Source organism: Streptomyces sp. NPDC032822, assembly GCF_055578825.1.
Window position 1 is genome coordinate 925,624 of the sequence record NZ_JBVIOL010000001.1, and the last position, 18,767, is coordinate 944,390.

Sequence of the window (18,767 nt, forward strand, 5' to 3'; positions counted from 1 at the left end):
GGGCTGCTTTGCGAGGGATTTCTCGGGGTATTCGGTGTGCCTGCACCGTTCCCCATCGTGTACCTCGGCGCCGCAAACGTCATCTCTACTGTGAGGTAACCCGGGTCTCGCCCGTGAGAGCGCCCCCACGCATACGTTCCAAACACACAAACAGGGCGGAAAGGTGTGGGGTGCGTCACCCACGCTCGGGACGGTGTGCCGTAGGTTGCGGCGACACGGCCGGTATCGTCACCGTTTCGGCGGTCCGAACGGCCGGGTACTTGCGCGATCCGTCCCGCCCGTGTGGACTACGGCCAATGCTTCGCGCACGCGCGTGGCTGAGACATTCATCGATTCATGATCAGGAGGCAACCCGTGAGCGCGACCGCGGACCACGCGGAGGAGCGGACGAACCCTGCCGTCAGGCTGGGGTTCCAGCCCGAGCAGGTGGTCCAGGAGATCGGCTACGACGACGACGTAGACCAGGAACTCCGCGAGGCCATTGAGGAAGTCATCGGCAGCGACCTCGTGGATGAGGAATACGACGACGTCGCCGACGCCGTTGTGCTGTGGTTCCGGGACGAGGACGGCGACCTGACCGATGTACTGGTGGATGCCATCACGTACATCGAAGAGGGCGGTTCGATCCTGTTGCTGACGCCGAAGACCGGCCGGGACGGCTACGTGGAGCCGAGCGACATCTCCGAAGCCTCGACCACGGCAGGGCTCTCCGCGTCCAAGAGCGTCAGTGTCGGCAAGGACTGGAGTGGCAGCCGGCTGGTGACGCCGAAGGCCGCGAAGTCGAAGAAGTAGCCCGCAGCTCCGGACGGGCTGGGCCGCACTCGGCGGTTTGGCCGAGCCCCCCAGCCCGTCCGAAGGCCCTCGGTGATCCCTGCGTAGGGTGTTCTCACCCGAACAGCCCATGAAGGGACATCCGAGGCGATGGCGATCCAGGTCGGCGACAAGGCCCCCGACTTCGAGCTCAAGGACAACCACGGCAGGACCGTGAAGCTGTCCGACTACCGGGGCGGCAAGAACGTCGTGCTGCTCTTCTACCCCTTCGCCTTCACCGGCGTGTGCACCGGTGAGCTGTGCGAGCTGCGCGACCACCTGCCGCGGTTCGCCGACCGGGACACCCAGGTGCTCGCCGTCTCGAACGACTCCATCCACACCCTGCGGGTCTTCGCCGAGCAGGAGGGCCTTGAGTACCCGCTGCTCAGCGACTTCTGGCCGCACGGCGAGGTCTCCCGCGCCTACGGCGTCTTCGCCGAGGACAAGGGCTGCGCGGTGCGCGGCACCTTCGTCATCGACAAGGAGGGCGTGGTCCGCTGGACCGTCGTCAACGCCCTGCCGGACGCCCGTGACCTGAACGAGTACGTCAAGGCGCTCGACACCCTGTGATTCTTCGGTTCCAGGCCATGCGTGGTGCGGGAACCCGTTACTAGGATCGACTCGTTGATCCGACAGAGAACGCACGGCGGGGCTCCCGGCCCCTGGACACCAATGGAGGACTTGTGGGAGTCAGCCTCAGCAAGGGCGGCAACGTATCGCTTTCGAAGGAGGCCCCGGGACTGACCGCGGTCATCATCGGTCTGGGGTGGGACATCCGCACCACCACCGGCACCGACTTCGACCTCGACGCCAGCGCCATCCTCACGAACACGGACGGCAAGGTCAGCAGTGACGCCAACTTCGTGTTCTTCAACAACCTGAAGAGCCCGGACGGCTCGGTCGAGCACACCGGCGACAACACCACCGGTGAGGGTGAGGGCGACGACGAGCAGATCAAGGTCAACCTCGCCGGCGTCCCGGCCGACATCGACAAGATCGTCTTCCCGGTGTCGATCTACGACGCCGAGAACCGTCAGCAGTCCTTCGGCCAGGTGCGCAACGCGTTCATCCGCGTCGTGAACCAGGCCGGCGGCGCCGAGATCGCCCGGTACGACCTCTCCGAGGACGCGTCCACCGAGACCGCCATGGTCTTCGGCGAGCTCTACCGCAACGGCGCGGAGTGGAAGTTCCGCGCCATCGGCCAGGGCTACGCCTCGGGCCTGCGCGGCATCGCGCAGGACTTCGGCGTCAACGTCTGAGCCGTCAGGTCCCGCCGTCCGGCGCCGCACCGTTCGTGTGCGGCGCCGGACGCGCAGGGCAAGCAGAGAAGTACCGGCCCCAAGGGGAGGGACCAGCATCATGGGCGTCACGCTCGCCAAGGGAGGCAATGTCTCCCTGTCCAAGGCCGCACCCAACCTCACCCAGGTGATGGTCGGGCTCGGCTGGGACGCGCGCTCCACCACCGGAGCGCCCTTCGACCTCGACGCCAGCGCGCTGATGTGCAACGACGGACGGGTGCTGGGCGACGAGTGGTTCGTCTTCTACAACCAGCTCAAGAGCCCGGACGGCTCGGTCGAGCACACCGGTGACAACCTCACCGGTGAGGGCGAGGGCGACGACGAGTCGCTGCTGATCGACCTCTCCAAGGTGCCGCCGCAGGTCGACAAGATCGTCTTCCCGGTCTCCATCCACGATGCCGACCAGCGCGGCCAGACCTTCGGTCAGGTCAGCAACGCGTTCATCCGCGTGGTCAACCAGGCGGACGGCCAGGAACTCGCCCGCTACGACCTCAGTGAGGACGCCTCCACCGAGACCGCGATGATCTTCGGTGAGGTCTATCGCTACCAGGGCGAATGGAAGTTCCGTGCAGTTGGGCAGGGGTACGCGTCGGGTCTGCGGGGCATCGCTCTAGACTTCGGAGTCAACGTTTCGTAAAGCCGAGTACGGTGCGGGAAAGACCCGTGCTCACACGATTGGGTAGCCAGTGCTTCTGAAAACCTTCGGCTGGTCGTTCGCGGTCACCGCGCTCGGCCTGGTCGCGGCGGTCTTCTACGGGGGGTGGGAGGCCCTCGGGCTCGTGGCGATCCTCTCGATCCTGGAGATCTCCCTGTCCTTCGACAACGCGGTGGTCAACGCCGGAATCCTGAAGAAGATGAGTGCCTTCTGGCAGAAGATCTTCCTCACCATCGGTGTCCTCATCGCCGTGTTCGGCATGCGCCTGGTCTTCCCCGTCGTCATCGTGGCCGTCAGCGCCTCGATGGGGCCGATCGAGGCCGTCGACCTCGCCCTCACCGACAAGGACCGCTACCAGCAGCTGGTGACCGACGCCCACCCGTCGATCGCCGCCTTCGGTGGCATGTTCCTGCTCATGATCTTCCTCGACTTCATCTTCGAGGACCGGGACATCAAGTGGCTGAAGTGGCTGGAACGGCCGCTCGCCAAGCTCGGCAAGGTCGACATGCTGTCGGTCTGCATCGCCCTGATCGTGCTGATGATCTCCGCGATGACCTTCGCCACCCACGCCCACCAGCACGGCGGCACCCACGCCGACAAGGCGGAGACGGTCCTGCTCTCCGGTATCGCCGGTCTGATCACGTACATGATCGTGGGCGGTCTCTCCGGCTACTTCGAGGACCGGCTCGAAGAGGAGGAGGAACGCGAGCACGAGGCGGAGGAGGAAGCCGCCCGCAGCGGCAAGCCGAAGTCGGCGGTCGTCCTGGCCGGCAAGGCCGCGTTCTTCATGTTCCTCTACCTGGAGGTCCTGGACGCGTCGTTCTCCTTCGACGGTGTGATCGGCGCCTTCGCCGTCACCAACGACATCGTCGTGATGGCGCTGGGCCTGGGCATCGGCGCGATGTACGTCCGGTCGCTGACCGTGTACCTGGTCCGCGAGGGCACCCTCGACGACTACGTCTACCTGGAGCACGGCGCGCACTACGCGATCGGCGCCCTCGCCGCGGTCCTCCTGATCACCATCCAGTACCAGATCAGCGAGTTCATCACCGGCCTGATCGGTGTGGTCCTGATCGGCTGGTCGTTCTGGTCCTCGGTGCGCCGCAACAAGGCACTGGCAGCGGCAGAGGGAAAAGCGACGGGCTCGGACAAGACTGAGGTCTCGTCCGGGGTGTGACACCCCCCGGGGTGAGGAACGCTCTGAGCGGGGCGGTATCGAGGCGAGGCCTCGGTGCCGCCCCGCCGGTCTTTGACGTGAAGGTGGGGCGGGAATGGGTTTCTTCGACGGGCTCTGGGGCGCGCGCGAGTCCGACTTCGACTCGGGCAACGCGGCGACCAACTCCATCGAGCTGACCAAACGGCACACCCAGGTCTCGCTCACCAAGCAGGGGGCCGCCACCGGGCATCTGCGCGTCAACCTGGCCTGGCGGATGCGCACCTCCGACCTCGGCGGCTCCCAGCGGGAGAGCCTGCTGCGCCACCCCTTCAAGGCCCTGAAGCCGCCGGAGGTCATGGGCCACAGCCAGAGCATGGTCAACGTCGACCTCGACCTGGGATGCCTGTACGAACTCCAGGACGGCACGAAGGGCGTCGTGCAGCCCCTGGGGGGCTTCCTCGGGGAGATCAACGGGGCGCCGTACGTGAAGCTCAGCGGGGACGACCGGTTCGGATCGGCGTCCGGGGAGACGATGTATGTCAACCTCGACCACCGGGACGAGATCAAGCGGCTGCTGGTGTTCGTGTACATCTACGACCAGACCCCGGCGTTCGACCGCACCCACGCGATCGTGACGCTCTACCCCAGCAACGGCCCGCGGATCGAGATAGGCCTGGACGAACGGCACCCCCAGGCCCGTTCGTGCGCGGTGGTGATGATCGAGAACGTCAAGGGCGAGCTGATCGTGCGGCGCGAGGTGAAGTTCGTCTACGGCTTCCAGGCCGAGCTGGACCGGCTGTACGGGTGGGGGCTGCAGTGGGGGCGCGGGTACAAGGCGGCGAAGGCGGACCGCTGACGCCGCGTCCCGGCCGGCTCGCGGAAGGGCTCGGGTGTTCCGCTCGGCGGCGTCCGGGGGGCGTGTGCGGCTCGGCACGCCCTCGCGGCGGAGCCGCACACGCACGCCCCCGCGCCCCTCGGGGCGGTGCCGCTAGCGTCCGATGAACTGGGGGCCCTGCGGAGGCAGCCGGAACTCCTGGGCCGGGGCCGCCGCCGTCACCGGCTGGGGATAGCCGTAGCCGCCCTGGGCGCCCGTGGTGGCCGCGGCGGCCGGGGCCTGCGGGTAGCCGTAGCCCGGCTGGACCGTGGGGGCGGGCGGCTGGGGGTAGCCGTAGGCGGGCTGGGTCGGGACCACCGTCGGCTGTTCCGGGGGGAGCGGCTGGGAGAACTCCGGCGGGGCCTGGGTGGCCGGCGAGACCGGTTCCTCGGAGCCCGGGAGCTGCTCCGAGTCGTCCACCAGGATGCCGTAGTCGGTGGCCAGGCCCTGGAGGCCGTTCGAATAGCCCTCGCCCAGGGCACGGAACTTCCAGCCCTCACCGCGGCGGTACAGCTCGCCGCAGATCAGGGCGGTCTCCTGGCCGGTCTCCGGCTTGACGTCGAAATACGCCAGCGGCTCGCCGTCGGCCAGCGTGGCGTCGTACAGCAGGATGCGCAGGCCCTGTACGCGGTCGAAGGTGGCACCGTCCGCCGAAGCGACCAGCAGAATCCGGCTGACATCGGACTCGACACCGGTCAGATCTGTCTGGATCGTGTCCGTGAGCCCCTCGGCGACGCGCTTCTTGCCGAGCAGCCACACCTTCCCGGAGGGGTGGCGGGGCTGGTTGTAGAAGACGAAGTCCTCGTCGGAACGCACCCGGCTCTCGGTGTCGAGGAGCAGGGCCGAGGCGTCGACGACAGGGGAACCCTGCCCGGGCGCCGAGCGCAGCACCGCGCGTACCGTGGTGGCTTCGAGCGGGACGTTCGACCCCTTCAGCATCGCGTGCGTCATGCGGTCATCCTGCCCTCTCGGTCCTGGTCACGACAACGTGGGGTGGCAGATCCGTCTGCGCGGTCCTGCTCGGCCGTGGCCTGCCTGTGCTTGTCCGCGTTACCTTAAATTCATGCCCTGAGGGAACCTTTGACATGGGTCCCTACGTACTATTACCGGCCACCTGTGGACATCCCGCAGGAGTCGAACAGCATCCACGGGGGAGTTCCATGCGTCACTTCGGGCACATCGCCCCTGAGGTGCGACAGCGCCTCTTCCACCGGGAGCCCTGCGAGTTCACCGCGGGCTCCTCGGCCCGGCTGCTCTCGGCGGCCCTGGGTGCCACGCTCTACAGTCCGGCCACCAGGCCGCGCCTCGCCGACGACATCGTCAAGCAGACCGGGCGTGGCGTGGTCTCGATGGTGCTGTGCCTGGAGGACTCGATCGGCGACGAGGACGTGGCGGACGCCGAGGAGAACCTCGTACGCCAGTTCACCGACCTCGCCGGGCGGGGCGCGGCGGAGGATCTGCCGCTGCTGTTCATCCGGGTCCGCCTCCCCGAGCAGATTCCCGACCTCGTACGACGGCTGGGCCCGGCCGTGCGGCTGCTGTCCGGATTCGTCCTGCCGAAGTTCACCGAGGAGCGCGGCATCCCCTTCCTGGAGGCCCTGGCGGGCGCCGAGGCGGCGAGCGGGCAGCGCCTGTTCGCCATGCCGGTGCTGGAGTCGCCCGAGCTGATGTACCGGGAGTCGCGGGTGGAGACCCTGGAGGGCATCGCCCGCGCGGTCGACAAGTACCGGGACCGGGTGCTGGCGCTCCGCCTCGGCGTGACCGACTTCTGCTCCTCGTACGGACTGCGCCGGGCCCCCGACATGACCGCCTGGGACGTCCAGATCGTCGCCTCCGTGATAGCCGACGTGGTGAACATGCTGGGCCGGGCCGACGGCACCGGGTTCACGGTGACCGGGCCGGTGTGGGAGTACTTCCGCGTCCAGGAGCGCATGTTCAAGCCACAGCTGCGCCGCAGCCCCTTCCTGGAGGGCAAGGCCGAGGAGCTGCGCGAGGCGCTCATCGAGCACGCGATGGACGGCCTGCTGCGCGAGATCTCCCTCGACCAGGCCAACGGCCTGCTCGGCAAGACCTGCATCCACCCCTCCCATGTGCTGCCGGTGCACGCACTGTCCGTGGTCAGTCACGAGGAGTTCAGTGACGCCCAGGACATCCTGCGGCCCGAGCGCGGCGGCGGCGGGGTGCTCAGGTCGGCGTACACGAACAAGATGAACGAGGTGAAGCCGCACCGCGCCTGGGCCGAGCGGACCCTGTTGCGCGCCGAGGTGTTCGGTGTGGCGAACGAGGACATCGGCTTCGTGGAGCTGCTCGCGGCCGGACTCCCCGAGTGACACCGCAGAAGAAGACCGAAATCCCCGAGCGACACCGCAGAACAACAAGGGACGTATGAACCACGCAGTGAACAACGGCGTCTGGTCCGGCAGCTGGGTCGCCGAGCGACTCGGCGTCGAACTGGTGGGCGACGACGAGCTGACCGGGCTGCTGGGGCTGGCCCTGCGCCGCAACCCCAAGCGGGCGCACCTGCTGGTGTCGCACGTGCTGGGCAAGCACGTCCCGCAGTCGCCGTCCGTCATCTACGGCCACGGCTTCGCCCTCGGGCGCCGGGTCCTCGACCTCCTCGGCACCGACGAGGCCCGCCGGGCCGTCGTCCTCGGCTACGCGGAGACCGCCACCGGCCTCGGGCACTCCGTCGCCGACGGCCTGGGCGTCGCGCCCTATCTGCACTCCACCCGCCGCCCCGTCCAGGGCGTCGCCCCGGCCGGCGGCTTCGAGGAGTCCCACTCGCACGCCACCTCCCACCTGCTGCTGCCGGAGGACCCGGCGCTGCTGGTCGGGGACGGAACGCTGGTCCTGGTCGACGACGAGTTCTCCACCGGGAACACGGTCCTCAACACCATCCGTGACCTGCATGAACGCTATCCGCGTCGCCGGTACGTGGTGGTCGCCCTGGTCGACATGCGCTCGGCGGCGGACGCCGGCCGGCTGGAGGGCTTCGCCCGGGAGATCGGCGCCCGCGTCGACCTGGTGGCCGCCGCCTCCGGGACCGTACGGCTGCCGGACGGGGTGCTGGAGAAAGGGCAGGACCTGGTGGCGCGGTACGAGTCCGACGCCCCGGGGGCGCGGGGCGGTGCCGAATCCGCGGCCACCGCCGCGGGGGCGCGACCGGCCCCCACCGGCCCGCAGTCGGCCGTCCCCGCCGTCAGGCGAGTCGAGCTGCGCTGGCCCCGCGGGCTCCCCGACGGCGGTCGGCACGGCTTCACCCCCGCGCACCGAATACGCCTGGAGGGCGCGCTGCCCGCGATGGCCGCCCGGCTCGCCGAGGCGCTGCCCGCGCAGGCCCGGCGGGTCCTCGTCCTCGGCTTCGAGGAGCTGATGTACGCGCCGCTCAGGCTGGCCCGCGAGCTGGAGCAGGTCACGGACGCCGAGGTGCGCTCCTCCACCACCACCCGCTCACCCGTCCTCGCGGTCGACGACCCCGGCTACGCGATCCGCAGCCGCCTGGTCTTCCCCGCCCACGACGACCCGGCCGACGGCCCCGGCGAGCGCTACGCCTACAACGTGGCGGGCGGCGGCTTCGACGCCGTCATAGCCGTCGTCGACTCCGCCGCGGACACCCCCGAACTGCACGCGCCCGACGGGCTGTTGGCCCGGCTGGCCGACCACACCCCGCACGTCCTGCTCGCGGTCGTCCCCTCCTACGTCCCCGAGCCGTTGCACGTCCCCGAAAGGCCCGCCATGCTGCCCGAGCCCCTCCGCGGCCCCGCCTTCTCCTCGTATCCGCCCGAGGAGGTCGGCTGGCTGCTCCAGGACCTCTCGGACGTGACGCTGGAGGCGCCGACCGAGGAGCGCGAGGAGGCCATCCAGAGCGGCGGCGCGCACTACGCCGAGTCGCTGCCGGTGGAGTACCAGCCCAGCGAGCAGTACCAGGAGCTGTTCCACACCGCCCTGGACGGGTCGGCGGAGCGGCTGGCGCTGGCGGTCGGCGCGGTCACCGAGCTGGTCCTCGCCGAGCGCTCGCCCCGGCCCGTGCTGGTCTCCCTGGCCCGCGCGGGCACCCCGGTCGGCGTGCTGATGCGCCGCTGGGCCCAGTTCCGGCACGGCCTCGACCTGCCGCACTACGCCGTCTCCATCGTGCGCGGCCGGGGCATCGACGCCAACGCGCTGCGCTGGCTGGCCGCCCACCACGACCCGCGGGACGTGGTGTTCGTCGACGGCTGGACCGGCAAGGGCGCCATCACCCGCGAACTCGCCGAGGCGGTCGAGGAGTTCGAGGCCCAGGGCGGCGCCGTCGGCTTCGACCCGGAGATCGCGGTGCTCGCCGACCCGGGCTCGTGCGTGCGGACGTACGGCACCCGCGAGGACTTCCTCATCCCGTCCGCCTGCCTCAACTCGACGGTGTCCGGCCTGATCTCGCGTACGGTCCTGCGCGCCGACCTGGTCGGCCCGAACGACTTCCACGGCGCGAAGTTCTACCGCGAACTCGCCGGCGCAGATGTGTCGGTGGCCTTCCTGGACGCGGTCGCCGCCCGTTTCCCCGAGGTCGGCGACGCCGTGGCCGCCCAGGCCAAGGAACTGCTGTCCGGCGACCGCGCCCCGACCTGGGAGGGCTGGGCGGCCGTCGAGCGGATCAGCGAGGAGTACGGCATCCACGACGTGAACCTGGTCAAGCCCGGTGTCGGCGAGACCACCCGGGTGCTGCTGCGCCGGGTGCCCTGGAAGATCCTGGCGCGGGCCGGAGCGGGGGCCGACCTGGACCACGTACGCCTGCTCGCCGAACAGAGAGGTGTCCCGGTGGAAGAGGTCGCCGAACTCCCTTACACCTGCGTGGGGTTGATCCACCCCAAGTACACGCGGGGCGCCACCGGCGCCGACGGCAGGGCGGTGGCTCTCTGATGCCGGTGCTGGTGGCGAGTGACCTCGACCGTACGCTCATCTACTCCGCGGCGGCCCTCGCGCTGACCATGCCGGACGCGCGGGCGCCCCGGCTGCTCTGCGTCGAGGTGCACGAGAGCAGGCCGCTGTCGTACATGACGGAGACGTCGGCCGAACTGCTCGCCGAACTCGGCGACCTGGCCCTCTTCGTCCCGACGACGACCCGGACCCGCAAGCAGTACCAGCGCATCAACCTGCCCGGGCCCGAGCCGAAGTACGCGATCTGTGCGAACGGCGGCCACATCCTCGTCGACGGCGTCTCCGACCCGGAGTGGCACGCACGCGTCACGGCCCGGCTGGCCGAGGAGTGCGCCCCGCTCGACGAGGTCCGCGAGCACCTGTTGGACACCGCCGACCCGCTCTGGGTGCGCAAGCACCGGATCGCCGAGGACCTCTTCGCCTACCTCGTGCTGGACCGTGAACTGCTCCCCGAGGAATGGGTGAAGGAGCTCGCCGTCTGGGCCGAGAACCGCGGCTGGACGGTCTCCCTCCAGGGCCGCAAGATCTACGCCGTCCCGAAGCCGCTCACCAAGAGCGCGGCCATGCGCGAGGTGGCCCGCCGCACCGGCGCCGAGCTCACTCTGGCCGCCGGTGACTCGCTCCTCGACGCGGACCTGCTCCTCGCCGCGGACCGCGGCTGGCGGCCGGGTCACGGCGAACTCGCCGAGGCCGACTGGACCGGCCCGGCGATCAGCGCGCTGCCCGAGCGGGGCGTCCTGGCGGGGGAGCGGATCCTGCGGGAGTTCCTGCGCGGTGTCCGCGGCGCCTGAAGGGCCGCAAGGGGTGCCCTGAGGACCTGAACGGGGTCCTCAGGGCTACGACTCGGTGTTCACGTCCTGCGTCCGCCTGCGGCGGCGGCCCGATCCCGGCCGCCGCAGCAGCCGTACGGCGAGGAGCGCCACCACCGCGAGGGCGGCCGCCACCAGGACGACCTTCGAGTACGCGGACGCGATGTCCGTGACCTGGGTCCAGTTGTCGCCCAGCAGATAGCCGGCGAGCACGAACACGGTGTTCCAGATCGCGCTGCCCAGGGTGGTCAGGCCGAGGAACACCGGCAGGGGCATGCGCTCGACGCCGGCCGGCACGGAGATCAGGCTGCGGAAGATGGGGATCATCCGGCCGAAGAACACCGCCTTGGTGCCGTGCCGCAGGAACCACGCCTCGGTCTTCTCGATGTCCGAGACCTTCACCAGCGGCAGCCGGGCCGCGATGGCGACCGTGCGGTCACGGCCGAGCAGCGCGCCGACCCCGTACAGGGCGAGCGCGCCGATCACCGAACCGGCGGTGGTCCACACCAGCGCGGCCAGCAGGTTCATCTGGCCCGTGCTCGCCGCGAACCCCGCGAGCGGCAGGATGACCTCGCTCGGCAGCGGCGGGAACAGGTTCTCCAGGGCGATGGCCAGACCGGCTCCGGGCGCGCCGAGCGTGTCCATGAGTCCGTTGATCCACTGCGGGGCGGCTGTCATGCCTGTCACGGTAGGAAACCGCACCTGAAGATTTCCTGAGGAAGCAGGTCAGGGGCGGTCGTCAGCCGCAGCACCCACCGCCGCAGCAGCCGCCACCGCCACCCTGGGAGGGGGCCGGGGCGGGCCCGGAGGCCGAGCCGCCGACCGCCACCGTCGACAGCAGCTTCACCGTGTCTCCGTGGCCGGCGGGGCAGGAGGCGGGCGCGGCGGACTCAGCCATCGGTCGGCTCAGTTCGAAAGTGTCGCCGCAGGTGCGGCAGCGGAAATCGTAGCGAGGCATGCGCACAGTTTAGTCCCTATTGTGGCGGGCGCGGATCCCGTGATTTCGTTTTCGTTCTTTCTGTTCTTCCCCATGTGGAGAACTTGCGAAGATCGACTGGTAATTTGGGCTGGTGACCCAGGCGGAGCAGCGGGGAGAGCCCCCGGAGTCGGATACCACTCTGTATCTACGGATATCCGATCTGGACATACCCGACGACCGGAAAGAACTACCTGTACCGGGAAATCGGCGTAAAGCCCGATTAGCTCGTAAAGTCCACAGATTTTCTCTGCCTTCGCCGGATTACCCGCGCCGCGGCCGGACCGGCTGGCGGCGCTGGGCGCCGTCCTGGCGGCAGTGGCTGGGCGGTGTGCTGACGTCCGTGGGGCTCAGCTGTCTGCTGCTGGGCATCGCCTACGCGGCCACCGACATCCCGGACGACCTCAACACGTACGCCACCCAGCAGGACAACGTGTACTTCTGGGCCGACGGGACGCCCATGGCCCGTACCGGCTGGGTGCAGCGGCAGGCGATGCCGCTCAAGGACATCCCCGAGGACGTCCGCTGGTCGGTGCTCGCCGCCGAGAACGCGAGCTTCTACAGCGACCCCGGCATCTCCGCGCAGGGCGTCACCCGCGCCCTGGTCCGCACCCTCGGCCAGGGCGACACCCAGGGCGGGTCCACGATCACCCAGCAGTACGTCAAGAACGTCTACCTGAACCAGGACCAGACGGTCGGCCGCAAGTTCACCGAGGCGATGATCGCCCTCAAGCTCGACAACCGGATGAGCAAGGACGACATCCTGGAGGGCTACCTCAACACCAGCTGGTTCGGCCGTGGTTGCTACGGCATCCAGCGCGCCGCCCAGGCCTACTACGGCAAGGACGTCGGTGAACTCGACGCCAGTGAGGGCGCGTTCCTCGCCTCCCTCCTCAAGGGTGCCGGCCTGTACGACCCGACCCTGAGCGGCGCCAGCCGTGCCCGCGCCGTCGAGCGCTGGGGCTGGACCCTGGACCGGATGGTCGACATCGGCAGGCTGACGAAGGCCGAGCGGGCCACGTACACGAAGTTCCCCGAGCCGCTGAAGCGCAACCCGCTCTACGACACCGGTGAGCAGACCGACTACCTGGTCGAACTGGCCTCGCGGTACGCCAAGAAGGCCGGGGGGATCTCCGCCAAGGACTTCGACCTCGGCGGCTACCAGGTCTACACGACGTTCGACCACCAGCGGGAGACCCGGCTCGCCGACGCCGTGGCCAAGGCCCGCAAGCAGGCCCGGAAGGGCGATCCGAGCGCGGCGAAGACCGCGCACTACGGGGCCGCCTCGGTGACCGCCGACGGCCGGATCCTCGCCGTCTACGGTGGCCCCGACCACCGGAAGCAGGGCTACAACGAGTCCAACTCCACCACGGTTCCCGCCGGTTCGGCCTTCCTGCCGTTCGTGTACGCGGCCGGCCTGGAACACGGTGTCCGCAAGAGCCGGGACGGCGGGACGACACGTGTCACGGGGGAGTCCCGGTACGACGGCGACGACGACGTGCCGGTGACCACGCCCGAGGGCCCCTACTGGGACCGCAGCGGCAAGAAGGTGTCCGCGAGCAACGACGGCGACCTGTCCTACGGACCGATCTCCCTGCACCGGGCGCTGGAGCTGTCGGTGAACACCCCGTTCATGCAACTCGGCATGGACACCGGCCTGGACAACGTGCGCGCGACCGCCGTGGCCGCCGGACTGCTGCCCTCCAGCATCGGGGCGCAGGTGCCCGCGCTGTCGATGGGCGGCTCCACCCCCAGCGCGATCCGCATGGCCGGCGGCTACACCACGTTCATCGCCGGCGGCAGGCGCACCGAGCCGTACTCCGTGCGCAAGATCACCCGCAACGGCACCGGCATCGCCCTGGACACCCCCGCCCCGACCCGCGCGATCCGCGCCGACGTGGCCGAAGAGGTCACCTCCGCGCTCGCCGACGGCTTCCGTACCGCGCACCCCGACGCCGTGCCGTCCACCGGTACGCGGGTGACCGGGAAGTCGGGCACCACCTCGGACGACACCGCCTCCTGGTACGTCGGCACGCACGCGTTCGTGTCCACGGCCGTCGTCGTCTACCGCATCGACCTGGCCAAGAGCCTCGAACCACTGCCGTTGAAGGGCCTCGCGGGCACCGCCGACGACAGCGTCCCGTACGGCATCTGGTCAGGAGCCATGGGCCCGCTCGGCTGACCACCGGACAGGCCTCACCCCCCTCGAAATGAGCAGCACATGAGACAACCGTCGGGCCGCCGACGCAAGGCCCCGGCAACGCGCCGCCCCGCCACGCCCCGACCGCGGTTCCTGAGTCTGGCGGCGGTCCTCGCCGTCGCGTCCCTGGCCGCGGGGTATCTGCTGCTGGGCGGCACGGACGACACCGCACCGACCGCCTCCGTGGGGCACGGGGGAACCGTGAAACCCTCCGCGCGGGCGACCGGGGAGCCGCAGTGGGACGGGAGGACGGAGGTGCTGGGGGACGGCTCCACCTCGTACACCGGCCCGCAGCAGGGCCGGTTGAAGCCGGTGCCGCTCAAGCCCGGTGAGAAACCGCCCCAGTTCGTCGTCTTCTCCTGGGACGGCGCACTGGCCGGCGACGACGAACTCTTCGCGCACTACCGGGAGATGTCCCAGAAGTACAACGCGCACATGACGTTCTTCCTCACCGGCATCTACCTGCTGCCCAAGAGCAAGGCGGACCTCTACCGCCCCCCGCAGCACTCCGAGGGGTCGGCGGCGATCAGCTTCCCCACCGACGAGCACATCCGCACCACCCTGGAGCAGCTCGGCAAGGCGTGGGAGGAGGGCAACGAGATCGGCACCCACTTCAACGGCCACTTCTGCGGCAAGAAGGGCGGCGGTGACTGGAGCGTCGCGGAGTGGAAGAGCGAGATCGACCAGTTCTTCGCCTTCGTGGAGAAGTGGAAGACCCACACCGGCTACACCGACCTCGACCCGCTGCCCTTCGACTTCAGGAAGGAGGTCACCGGCGGGCGCGCCCCCTGCCTGGAAGGCCAGAAGAACCTGCTGAAGGCCGCCGAGAGCTACGGCTGGCGCTACGACGCCAGCTCCGCGGGCGACTTCCAGATATGGCCGGCGAAGAAGGGCGACATCTGGGACTTCCCGTTGCAGATGCTCCCGTACGAGGGCGGCGACTACCAGGGCCTCTCCATGGACTTCAACTTCCTCTACAACCAGTCCGAGGGCGAGACCGACGGGCCGGTGGCCAACTACCCGCGGTGGCGGCAGGAGACCGTCGGCTCCTACCTGGCCGGATTCAACCGGGTGTACTACGGCAGCCGCGCCCCGCTGTTCATCGGCAACCACTTCGAGGAGTGGAACGGCGGCATCTACATGAAGGCCGTCGACGAGGTCATGGCGGGGGTGTGCGTGAAGAAGGACGTCAAGTGCGTGTCCTTCAAGGAACTCGCCGACTGGCTCGACGTGCAGAGCCCGGCGACGCTGGAGCGGTTGCGCGGCCTGGACCCCGCGCAGTCGCCGGACTGGTCGACCGTCGTGAAGTGACGGCCCGTCAACTCCCTTGGCAGTAAGACGTATCCCGGTTCACGGGATCTCCATATGACATGCAAAAATTCCACAACCCGGCATCCCCCATTGCCGGGGCAAGAGGGGAAGCACTCGTGAAGTCAAGAAACATCGGCCGTACGCGCGCCCGCGCCGTCACCGTCGTCGCGGCAGCCGTGTCGGTCGCCGCCGGAGCGGCGCTGCTGCCGGCCGCGAGCGCGAGCGCGTCGACCGCGCGCTCCGCCGTCCCGACGGTGGACCAGCAGACCAGGGCCACCTTCCAGCGGCTGGCGGACGCGGTCCTCACCGACCGCACCGACGCCCTGGTCGACGGCGGCCAGGGCGAGCGGACGGAGCCGCTGACCGACGGCTTCTCCGGTGCCGTGAAGCTGTCGGCCGGGCTGGCCCGCAGCGAGGACACCGCCCGGTCCGTGCTGGCGGACCGCAGGGACCGGCTCGCCGCGCTCGGCGAGAAGTACCGCGGGGGCACCACCGACGTCACCCTGAACAGCGCCCGGCTGCGGGGCGACCAGGCCGTGGTCGCGGTCACCGAGACCACGACCCTGGCCTACGAGAAGGTCCGCGGCGACGAACCGGCGTCGACCGGCTTCCAGGCCCACCACGAGCTGACGTTCACCGCCGGTGCGCGCGGCGGCTGGCGGCTGACGGACATACGGAACACCGACACCGCCGACGTGGCGGCGGTGAACCAGCCGCTCAGGCAGCCCGCCGTGGCCACCGTCGCCGCCGACACCATGCCGTCGGCCACCCGCGCGGCCACCACCCGCCCCGCACCCGCCAACGCCAAGAACCTCACCGCGAGCGGCCTCGACTACAAGGCCATGGCCACCTACGCGGAGAAGTACTGGAGCACCTACAACCCGGAGTACCCGAACTTCAACGGGCACGGGGCGGGCGGCGACTGCACCAACTTCGTCAGCCAGTCCCTGAAGGCCGGTGGCTGGAAGCACGTCCCGGGCTATGTGTACGACTACACCAAGTGGTTCGGCAACGCCGACATCCAGTCGGACTCCTTCGTCGGCGTCAACGAGTGGTCCTGGTTCGCCCTCAACTCGAAGCGGACCACCAACCTCGCGAACGTCTACCAGATGGACGTCGGCGACGTGCTCCAGATGGACTTCGACAAGGACGGGTCCAAGGACCACACGATGATCGTCACGTACCGCAGTGCGCAGGGCGTGCCGTATCTGACGTACCACTCCGTCAACACCTACCGCAGGTCGGTGGCGAGCATCATCGCGTCGGAACCGAACTCCCTGTACTACGCCTTCCGCACCTGATCCACCCCGGCCCGCCGCTCCGGCCCACCGCGCCGTCCGCCGGGCCGGGGCGGCGGGTCCGCTCGGTGCGGCAGGCAGGCCGGCCCTCAGGGGGCGGTCGTCCCGCGTTCCTCGCGGATACGGGTCACCACGCCGGCCACCGCGCGCCGCACGGCCTCCGTCTCCGTCAGGAAGTGCCAGTAGTCGGGGTGGCGCCCCTCCAGGCCGGTGATCGCGCGGTCGAGGCGGGCCACCGAGTCGTCCAGCGGGCGCGCGTCGCGAGGGTCGGGGGTGTTGCGGCCGGCCATGGCCAGGCGCTGGGCGTCCCGGATGGCGAAGCGGGTGCGGTCGATCTCCTGCTGCGGGTCCTTCTGTACGGCGTTCAGCCGGCGCAGCCGGTCGCCGGCGGCCGAGACGGACTCGTCGGTCGTGTTCAGCAGCGCCCGGACCGTGGACAGCAGGGCCGTCGCGTCCGGCCAGCGCTGTTCGTCGCGGGCGGCGCGGGCCTCGCGCAGCTTCAGCTCGGCCTGCGCCACGTTCTCCGTGGCATGGTCCGGCACATGCTGGAGGTCCTGCCAGCAGGCGGCCGTGAAGCGCCGCCGCAGGTCGCTCAGGATCGGGTCGACCTGCCCGGCACGGGTGGTCAGGGCCTGGGCGCGGGTGCGCAGCGACACCAGCCGGTGGTCGATCTCGGCGGCCCGCTCCGGGAGTCGCTCGGCCTCCACCCGGACCGACTCGGCCTCCCGCGCGACCCGCTCGGCGCGTTCCAGCGTCTGCGGCACACCGTGCGCTCCGGCACCCTGGTTCAGCTTGGTCAGCTCGGGTCCCAGGGCGGCGAGCCGGGCGGCCAGGTCGTCCGCCGTCAGCCCCGATGCCCGTACCGCGTCCAGTGCGTTGGACGCGGCCAGCAGTCCCTGCCGGGCCCGCTCGACGGACGGGGCGAGGCGGGCCAGCTGGGTCTCCGCCTTGCCGAGCAGGGGGCCGAGGCCGGCCGTGAAGCGGTCCAGGTCCTGCTTGACCCGGCCCAGTTCGTCCTTGGCGCGGGTGAGCTGGGTGCGGGCCTGCGCCGCCGCCGAGGCCTCCAGGTCGTCGCGGTCGAGGTCGTAGGCGTCCACCGCCTCGATGTACTGGTGGCTGGCCTCGTCGATGCGGGCGCTGACCGCCTGGAAGTCGGCGACCGCGCGCCGGGCGGCGGGCGAGTCGTCGACGGCCGTGATGGTCTCTATCGAGATCCGCAGATCTCGCTGGGCGGTGTCCAGCTCGTAGAACGCGGCCGCGGCGGCGTCCTTCGCGGCCTGCGCCTCGGCCCGCTGGCTCTCCGCGCGCCCGCCGAACCAGCGCCGGGTGCCGCTGCCGCCGCCGCTCGCGAAGGCGGCGGGCAGCGCGAGGACGACGACGAGGGGCAGCGCGGCCAGGGTGAGGGCGTCCCGCAGTGCGTGACGCACGGGGTCGTGTGCGCGCGGCACCATCGGCGAGTCCGGCTGCGAAGGTGTCGCCGTCACATCCCTCTCCCGTGCTGTGGTCCGTCCTGCCGATGTCATTCTCCCACCGGTTGAGGACGAACACACGGGCCGGTCAGTTCGCGGTGCGGACCGTTACGTGGCCGTCGCCCGTCCGCGCGGACACCACATGGGAGCTGGAGTCGCTCCGGGGCACCGAAATGTCCTCGCCGCCGTCGCCCGTCGTGCTCGTCACCCGGTAGGTGGCCTCGGGCAGTTCGATCGTCACGGACCCGTCGCCGCTGCGGGACTCCACCCGGTCCGGTACGGCGGCCAGTTCGAGGTGGACCGAGCCGTCGCCGGTGCGGGTGCTCACCCGGCGCGAGGAGACGTCGGCGCGGATCGAGCCGTCGCCGGTGCGCAGCTCCAGCGGGGCGCTGGAGTCGGTGACCCGCACCGAGCCGTCGCCGCTGCGGATGTTCAGCGCGTCCTGGAAACCACGGGCGCGCACGCTGCCGTCGCCGTTCTCCACGTTCACCGCGATGCCGCGCGGCACCTCGATGCGGTGCTTGGCCGCGCAGTCGGCGACCACCCCGCTGCACTTCAGCCGCAGCTTCAGCCGGTCGTCCTTCATGGACCAGGTCACCTCGGGGTCCTTGCCGAGGGCGACCGAGCCCTTGAACCAGCGGGTGACGTCGATCGTGCCCGCCTTGTGCGCGTCGGCGGCGACGATCTCCAGCGCGGAGTCGTCCGAGTCGATCGTGAGCGTGTCGCCCCGCAGGGCGAAGGACTTGTGGTCGGGATCCTTGTCGTCCGCGGCGGCGGCACCACAGGCGGTGGCGCCGGCGAGGAGGGCCGCGACGACACCGGCCACGGCGGCGGCACGGACGGGAACGGTACGGATCATGACGGTCTCCCCCTGGGACGAGCGCCGGGCCTCTGCCACGACACTCTTCGACCGTACGGAGCGCGGCCTCGCCGGGGCATCCGGACCGCTCCCGGATCACCGGTGGGGTTAACCCCCGGATCACCCCGGACACCGTCCCGA

At 70.2% G+C, this 18,767-nt stretch carries 16 protein-coding genes and 1 pseudogene; 12 read left to right on the forward strand and 5 right to left on the reverse strand.

Going from position 1 to position 18,767, the window contains the following annotated elements; all coding sequences use genetic code 11:
• Positions 1 to 354: 354 nt before the first annotated feature.
• From ACZ5VD_RS04310 to ACZ5VD_RS04335, 6 genes are all read left to right on the forward strand, one after another.
• Complete coding sequence (locus ACZ5VD_RS04310; protein WP_468550757.1) at positions 355 to 792, forward strand: DUF3052 domain-containing protein; 438 nt, start codon at positions 355 to 357, stop codon at positions 790 to 792.
• 129 nt (positions 793 to 921) lie between these two features.
• A complete protein-coding gene (locus ACZ5VD_RS04315) occupies positions 922 to 1,380 on the forward strand; it encodes a peroxiredoxin (protein WP_468680613.1) in 459 nt (152 codons plus the stop codon).
• A gap of 113 nt (positions 1,381 to 1,493) precedes the next feature.
• Complete coding sequence (locus tag ACZ5VD_RS04320; RefSeq protein WP_468550755.1) at positions 1,494 to 2,069, forward strand: TerD family protein; 576 nt, start codon at positions 1,494 to 1,496, stop codon at positions 2,067 to 2,069.
• Positions 2,070 to 2,169: 100 nt separating this feature from the next.
• Positions 2,170 to 2,745, forward strand: a complete 576-nt coding sequence (locus ACZ5VD_RS04325; protein WP_468550754.1) for a TerD family protein — start codon at positions 2,170 to 2,172, stop codon at positions 2,743 to 2,745.
• Positions 2,746 to 2,794: 49 nt separating this feature from the next.
• Positions 2,795 to 3,940 carry a DUF475 domain-containing protein gene (locus tag ACZ5VD_RS04330; protein WP_468550753.1) on the forward strand — a complete coding sequence of 382 codons (1,146 nt, stop codon included), beginning with the start codon at positions 2,795 to 2,797 and terminating at the stop codon, positions 3,938 to 3,940.
• Between the two features lie 94 nt (positions 3,941 to 4,034).
• A complete protein-coding gene (locus ACZ5VD_RS04335; protein WP_468550752.1) occupies positions 4,035 to 4,775 on the forward strand; it encodes a TerD family protein in 741 nt (246 codons plus the stop codon).
• A 132-nt stretch (positions 4,776 to 4,907) separates the two neighbouring features.
• Here the strand turns inward: ACZ5VD_RS04335 and ACZ5VD_RS04340 are convergent, their stop codons facing one another.
• Positions 4,908 to 5,744 (reverse strand): TerD family protein, encoded by an 837-nt coding sequence (locus tag ACZ5VD_RS04340; RefSeq protein WP_468550751.1) that lies wholly within the window; start codon positions 5,742 to 5,744, stop codon positions 4,908 to 4,910.
• 209 nt (positions 5,745 to 5,953) lie between these two features.
• On the opposite strand from ACZ5VD_RS04340, the gene ACZ5VD_RS04345 reads away from it, so the two are divergent.
• From ACZ5VD_RS04345 to ACZ5VD_RS04355, 3 genes are read left to right on the forward strand one after another with little or no spacing between them, the layout of a single operon-like run.
• On the forward strand, positions 5,954 to 7,123 hold the full coding sequence (locus ACZ5VD_RS04345; protein WP_468550750.1) for an HpcH/HpaI aldolase/citrate lyase family protein: 1,170 nt from the start codon (positions 5,954 to 5,956) through the stop codon (positions 7,121 to 7,123).
• Between the two features lie 55 nt (positions 7,124 to 7,178).
• Positions 7,179 to 9,686, forward strand: coding sequence for a phosphoribosyltransferase (locus tag ACZ5VD_RS04350; RefSeq protein WP_468680615.1), 2,508 nt, complete (start codon positions 7,179 to 7,181; stop codon positions 9,684 to 9,686).
• Positions 9,686 to 10,495 (forward strand): HAD family hydrolase, encoded by an 810-nt coding sequence (locus ACZ5VD_RS04355; RefSeq protein WP_468550748.1) that lies wholly within the window; start codon positions 9,686 to 9,688, stop codon positions 10,493 to 10,495. Before ACZ5VD_RS04350 ends, ACZ5VD_RS04355 begins: the two co-directional genes overlap by 1 nt.
• Here the strand turns inward: ACZ5VD_RS04355 and ACZ5VD_RS04360 are convergent.
• Positions 10,416 to 11,191 (reverse strand): annotated as a pseudogene (locus tag ACZ5VD_RS04360) (DedA family protein). The gene ACZ5VD_RS04355 and the pseudogene ACZ5VD_RS04360 sit on opposite strands and share 80 nt — an antisense overlap.
• Positions 11,192 to 11,252: 61 nt before the next feature.
• On the reverse strand, positions 11,253 to 11,471 hold the full coding sequence (locus ACZ5VD_RS04365; RefSeq protein WP_468550747.1) for an FmdB family zinc ribbon protein: 219 nt from the start codon (positions 11,469 to 11,471) through the stop codon (positions 11,253 to 11,255).
• Positions 11,472 to 11,583: 112 nt separating this feature from the next.
• Here ACZ5VD_RS04365 and ACZ5VD_RS04370 point away from each other — a divergent pair, with 112 nt between their 5' ends.
• The 3 genes from ACZ5VD_RS04370 to ACZ5VD_RS04380 all read left to right on the forward strand — a co-directional run bounded on the left by ACZ5VD_RS04370 (position 11,584) and on the right by ACZ5VD_RS04380 (position 16,301).
• Positions 11,584 to 13,671: a transglycosylase domain-containing protein gene (locus ACZ5VD_RS04370; RefSeq protein WP_468680618.1), complete on the forward strand. Its 2,088-nt coding sequence runs from the start codon at positions 11,584 to 11,586 to the stop codon at positions 13,669 to 13,671.
• Between the two features lie 39 nt (positions 13,672 to 13,710).
• Positions 13,711 to 15,000, forward strand: a complete 1,290-nt coding sequence (locus tag ACZ5VD_RS04375) for a polysaccharide deacetylase family protein (protein WP_468680620.1) — start codon at positions 13,711 to 13,713, stop codon at positions 14,998 to 15,000.
• Positions 15,001 to 15,116: 116 nt separating this feature from the next.
• Positions 15,117 to 16,301 (forward strand): amidase domain-containing protein, encoded by a 1,185-nt coding sequence (locus tag ACZ5VD_RS04380; protein ID WP_468680621.1) that lies wholly within the window; start codon positions 15,117 to 15,119, stop codon positions 16,299 to 16,301.
• Between the two features lie 86 nt (positions 16,302 to 16,387).
• Here ACZ5VD_RS04380 and ACZ5VD_RS04385 read toward each other — a convergent pair whose 3' ends face one another.
• Together ACZ5VD_RS04385 and ACZ5VD_RS04390 are read right to left on the reverse strand one after the other, a co-directional pair.
• Positions 16,388 to 17,782 (reverse strand): hypothetical protein, encoded by a 1,395-nt coding sequence (locus ACZ5VD_RS04385; RefSeq protein ID WP_468550743.1) that lies wholly within the window; start codon positions 17,780 to 17,782, stop codon positions 16,388 to 16,390.
• A gap of 73 nt (positions 17,783 to 17,855) precedes the next feature.
• Positions 17,856 to 18,626 carry a DUF4097 family beta strand repeat-containing protein gene (locus tag ACZ5VD_RS04390; RefSeq protein WP_468550742.1) on the reverse strand — a complete coding sequence of 257 codons (771 nt, stop codon included), beginning with the start codon at positions 18,624 to 18,626 and terminating at the stop codon, positions 17,856 to 17,858.
• Positions 18,627 to 18,767: the final 141 nt, after the last annotated feature.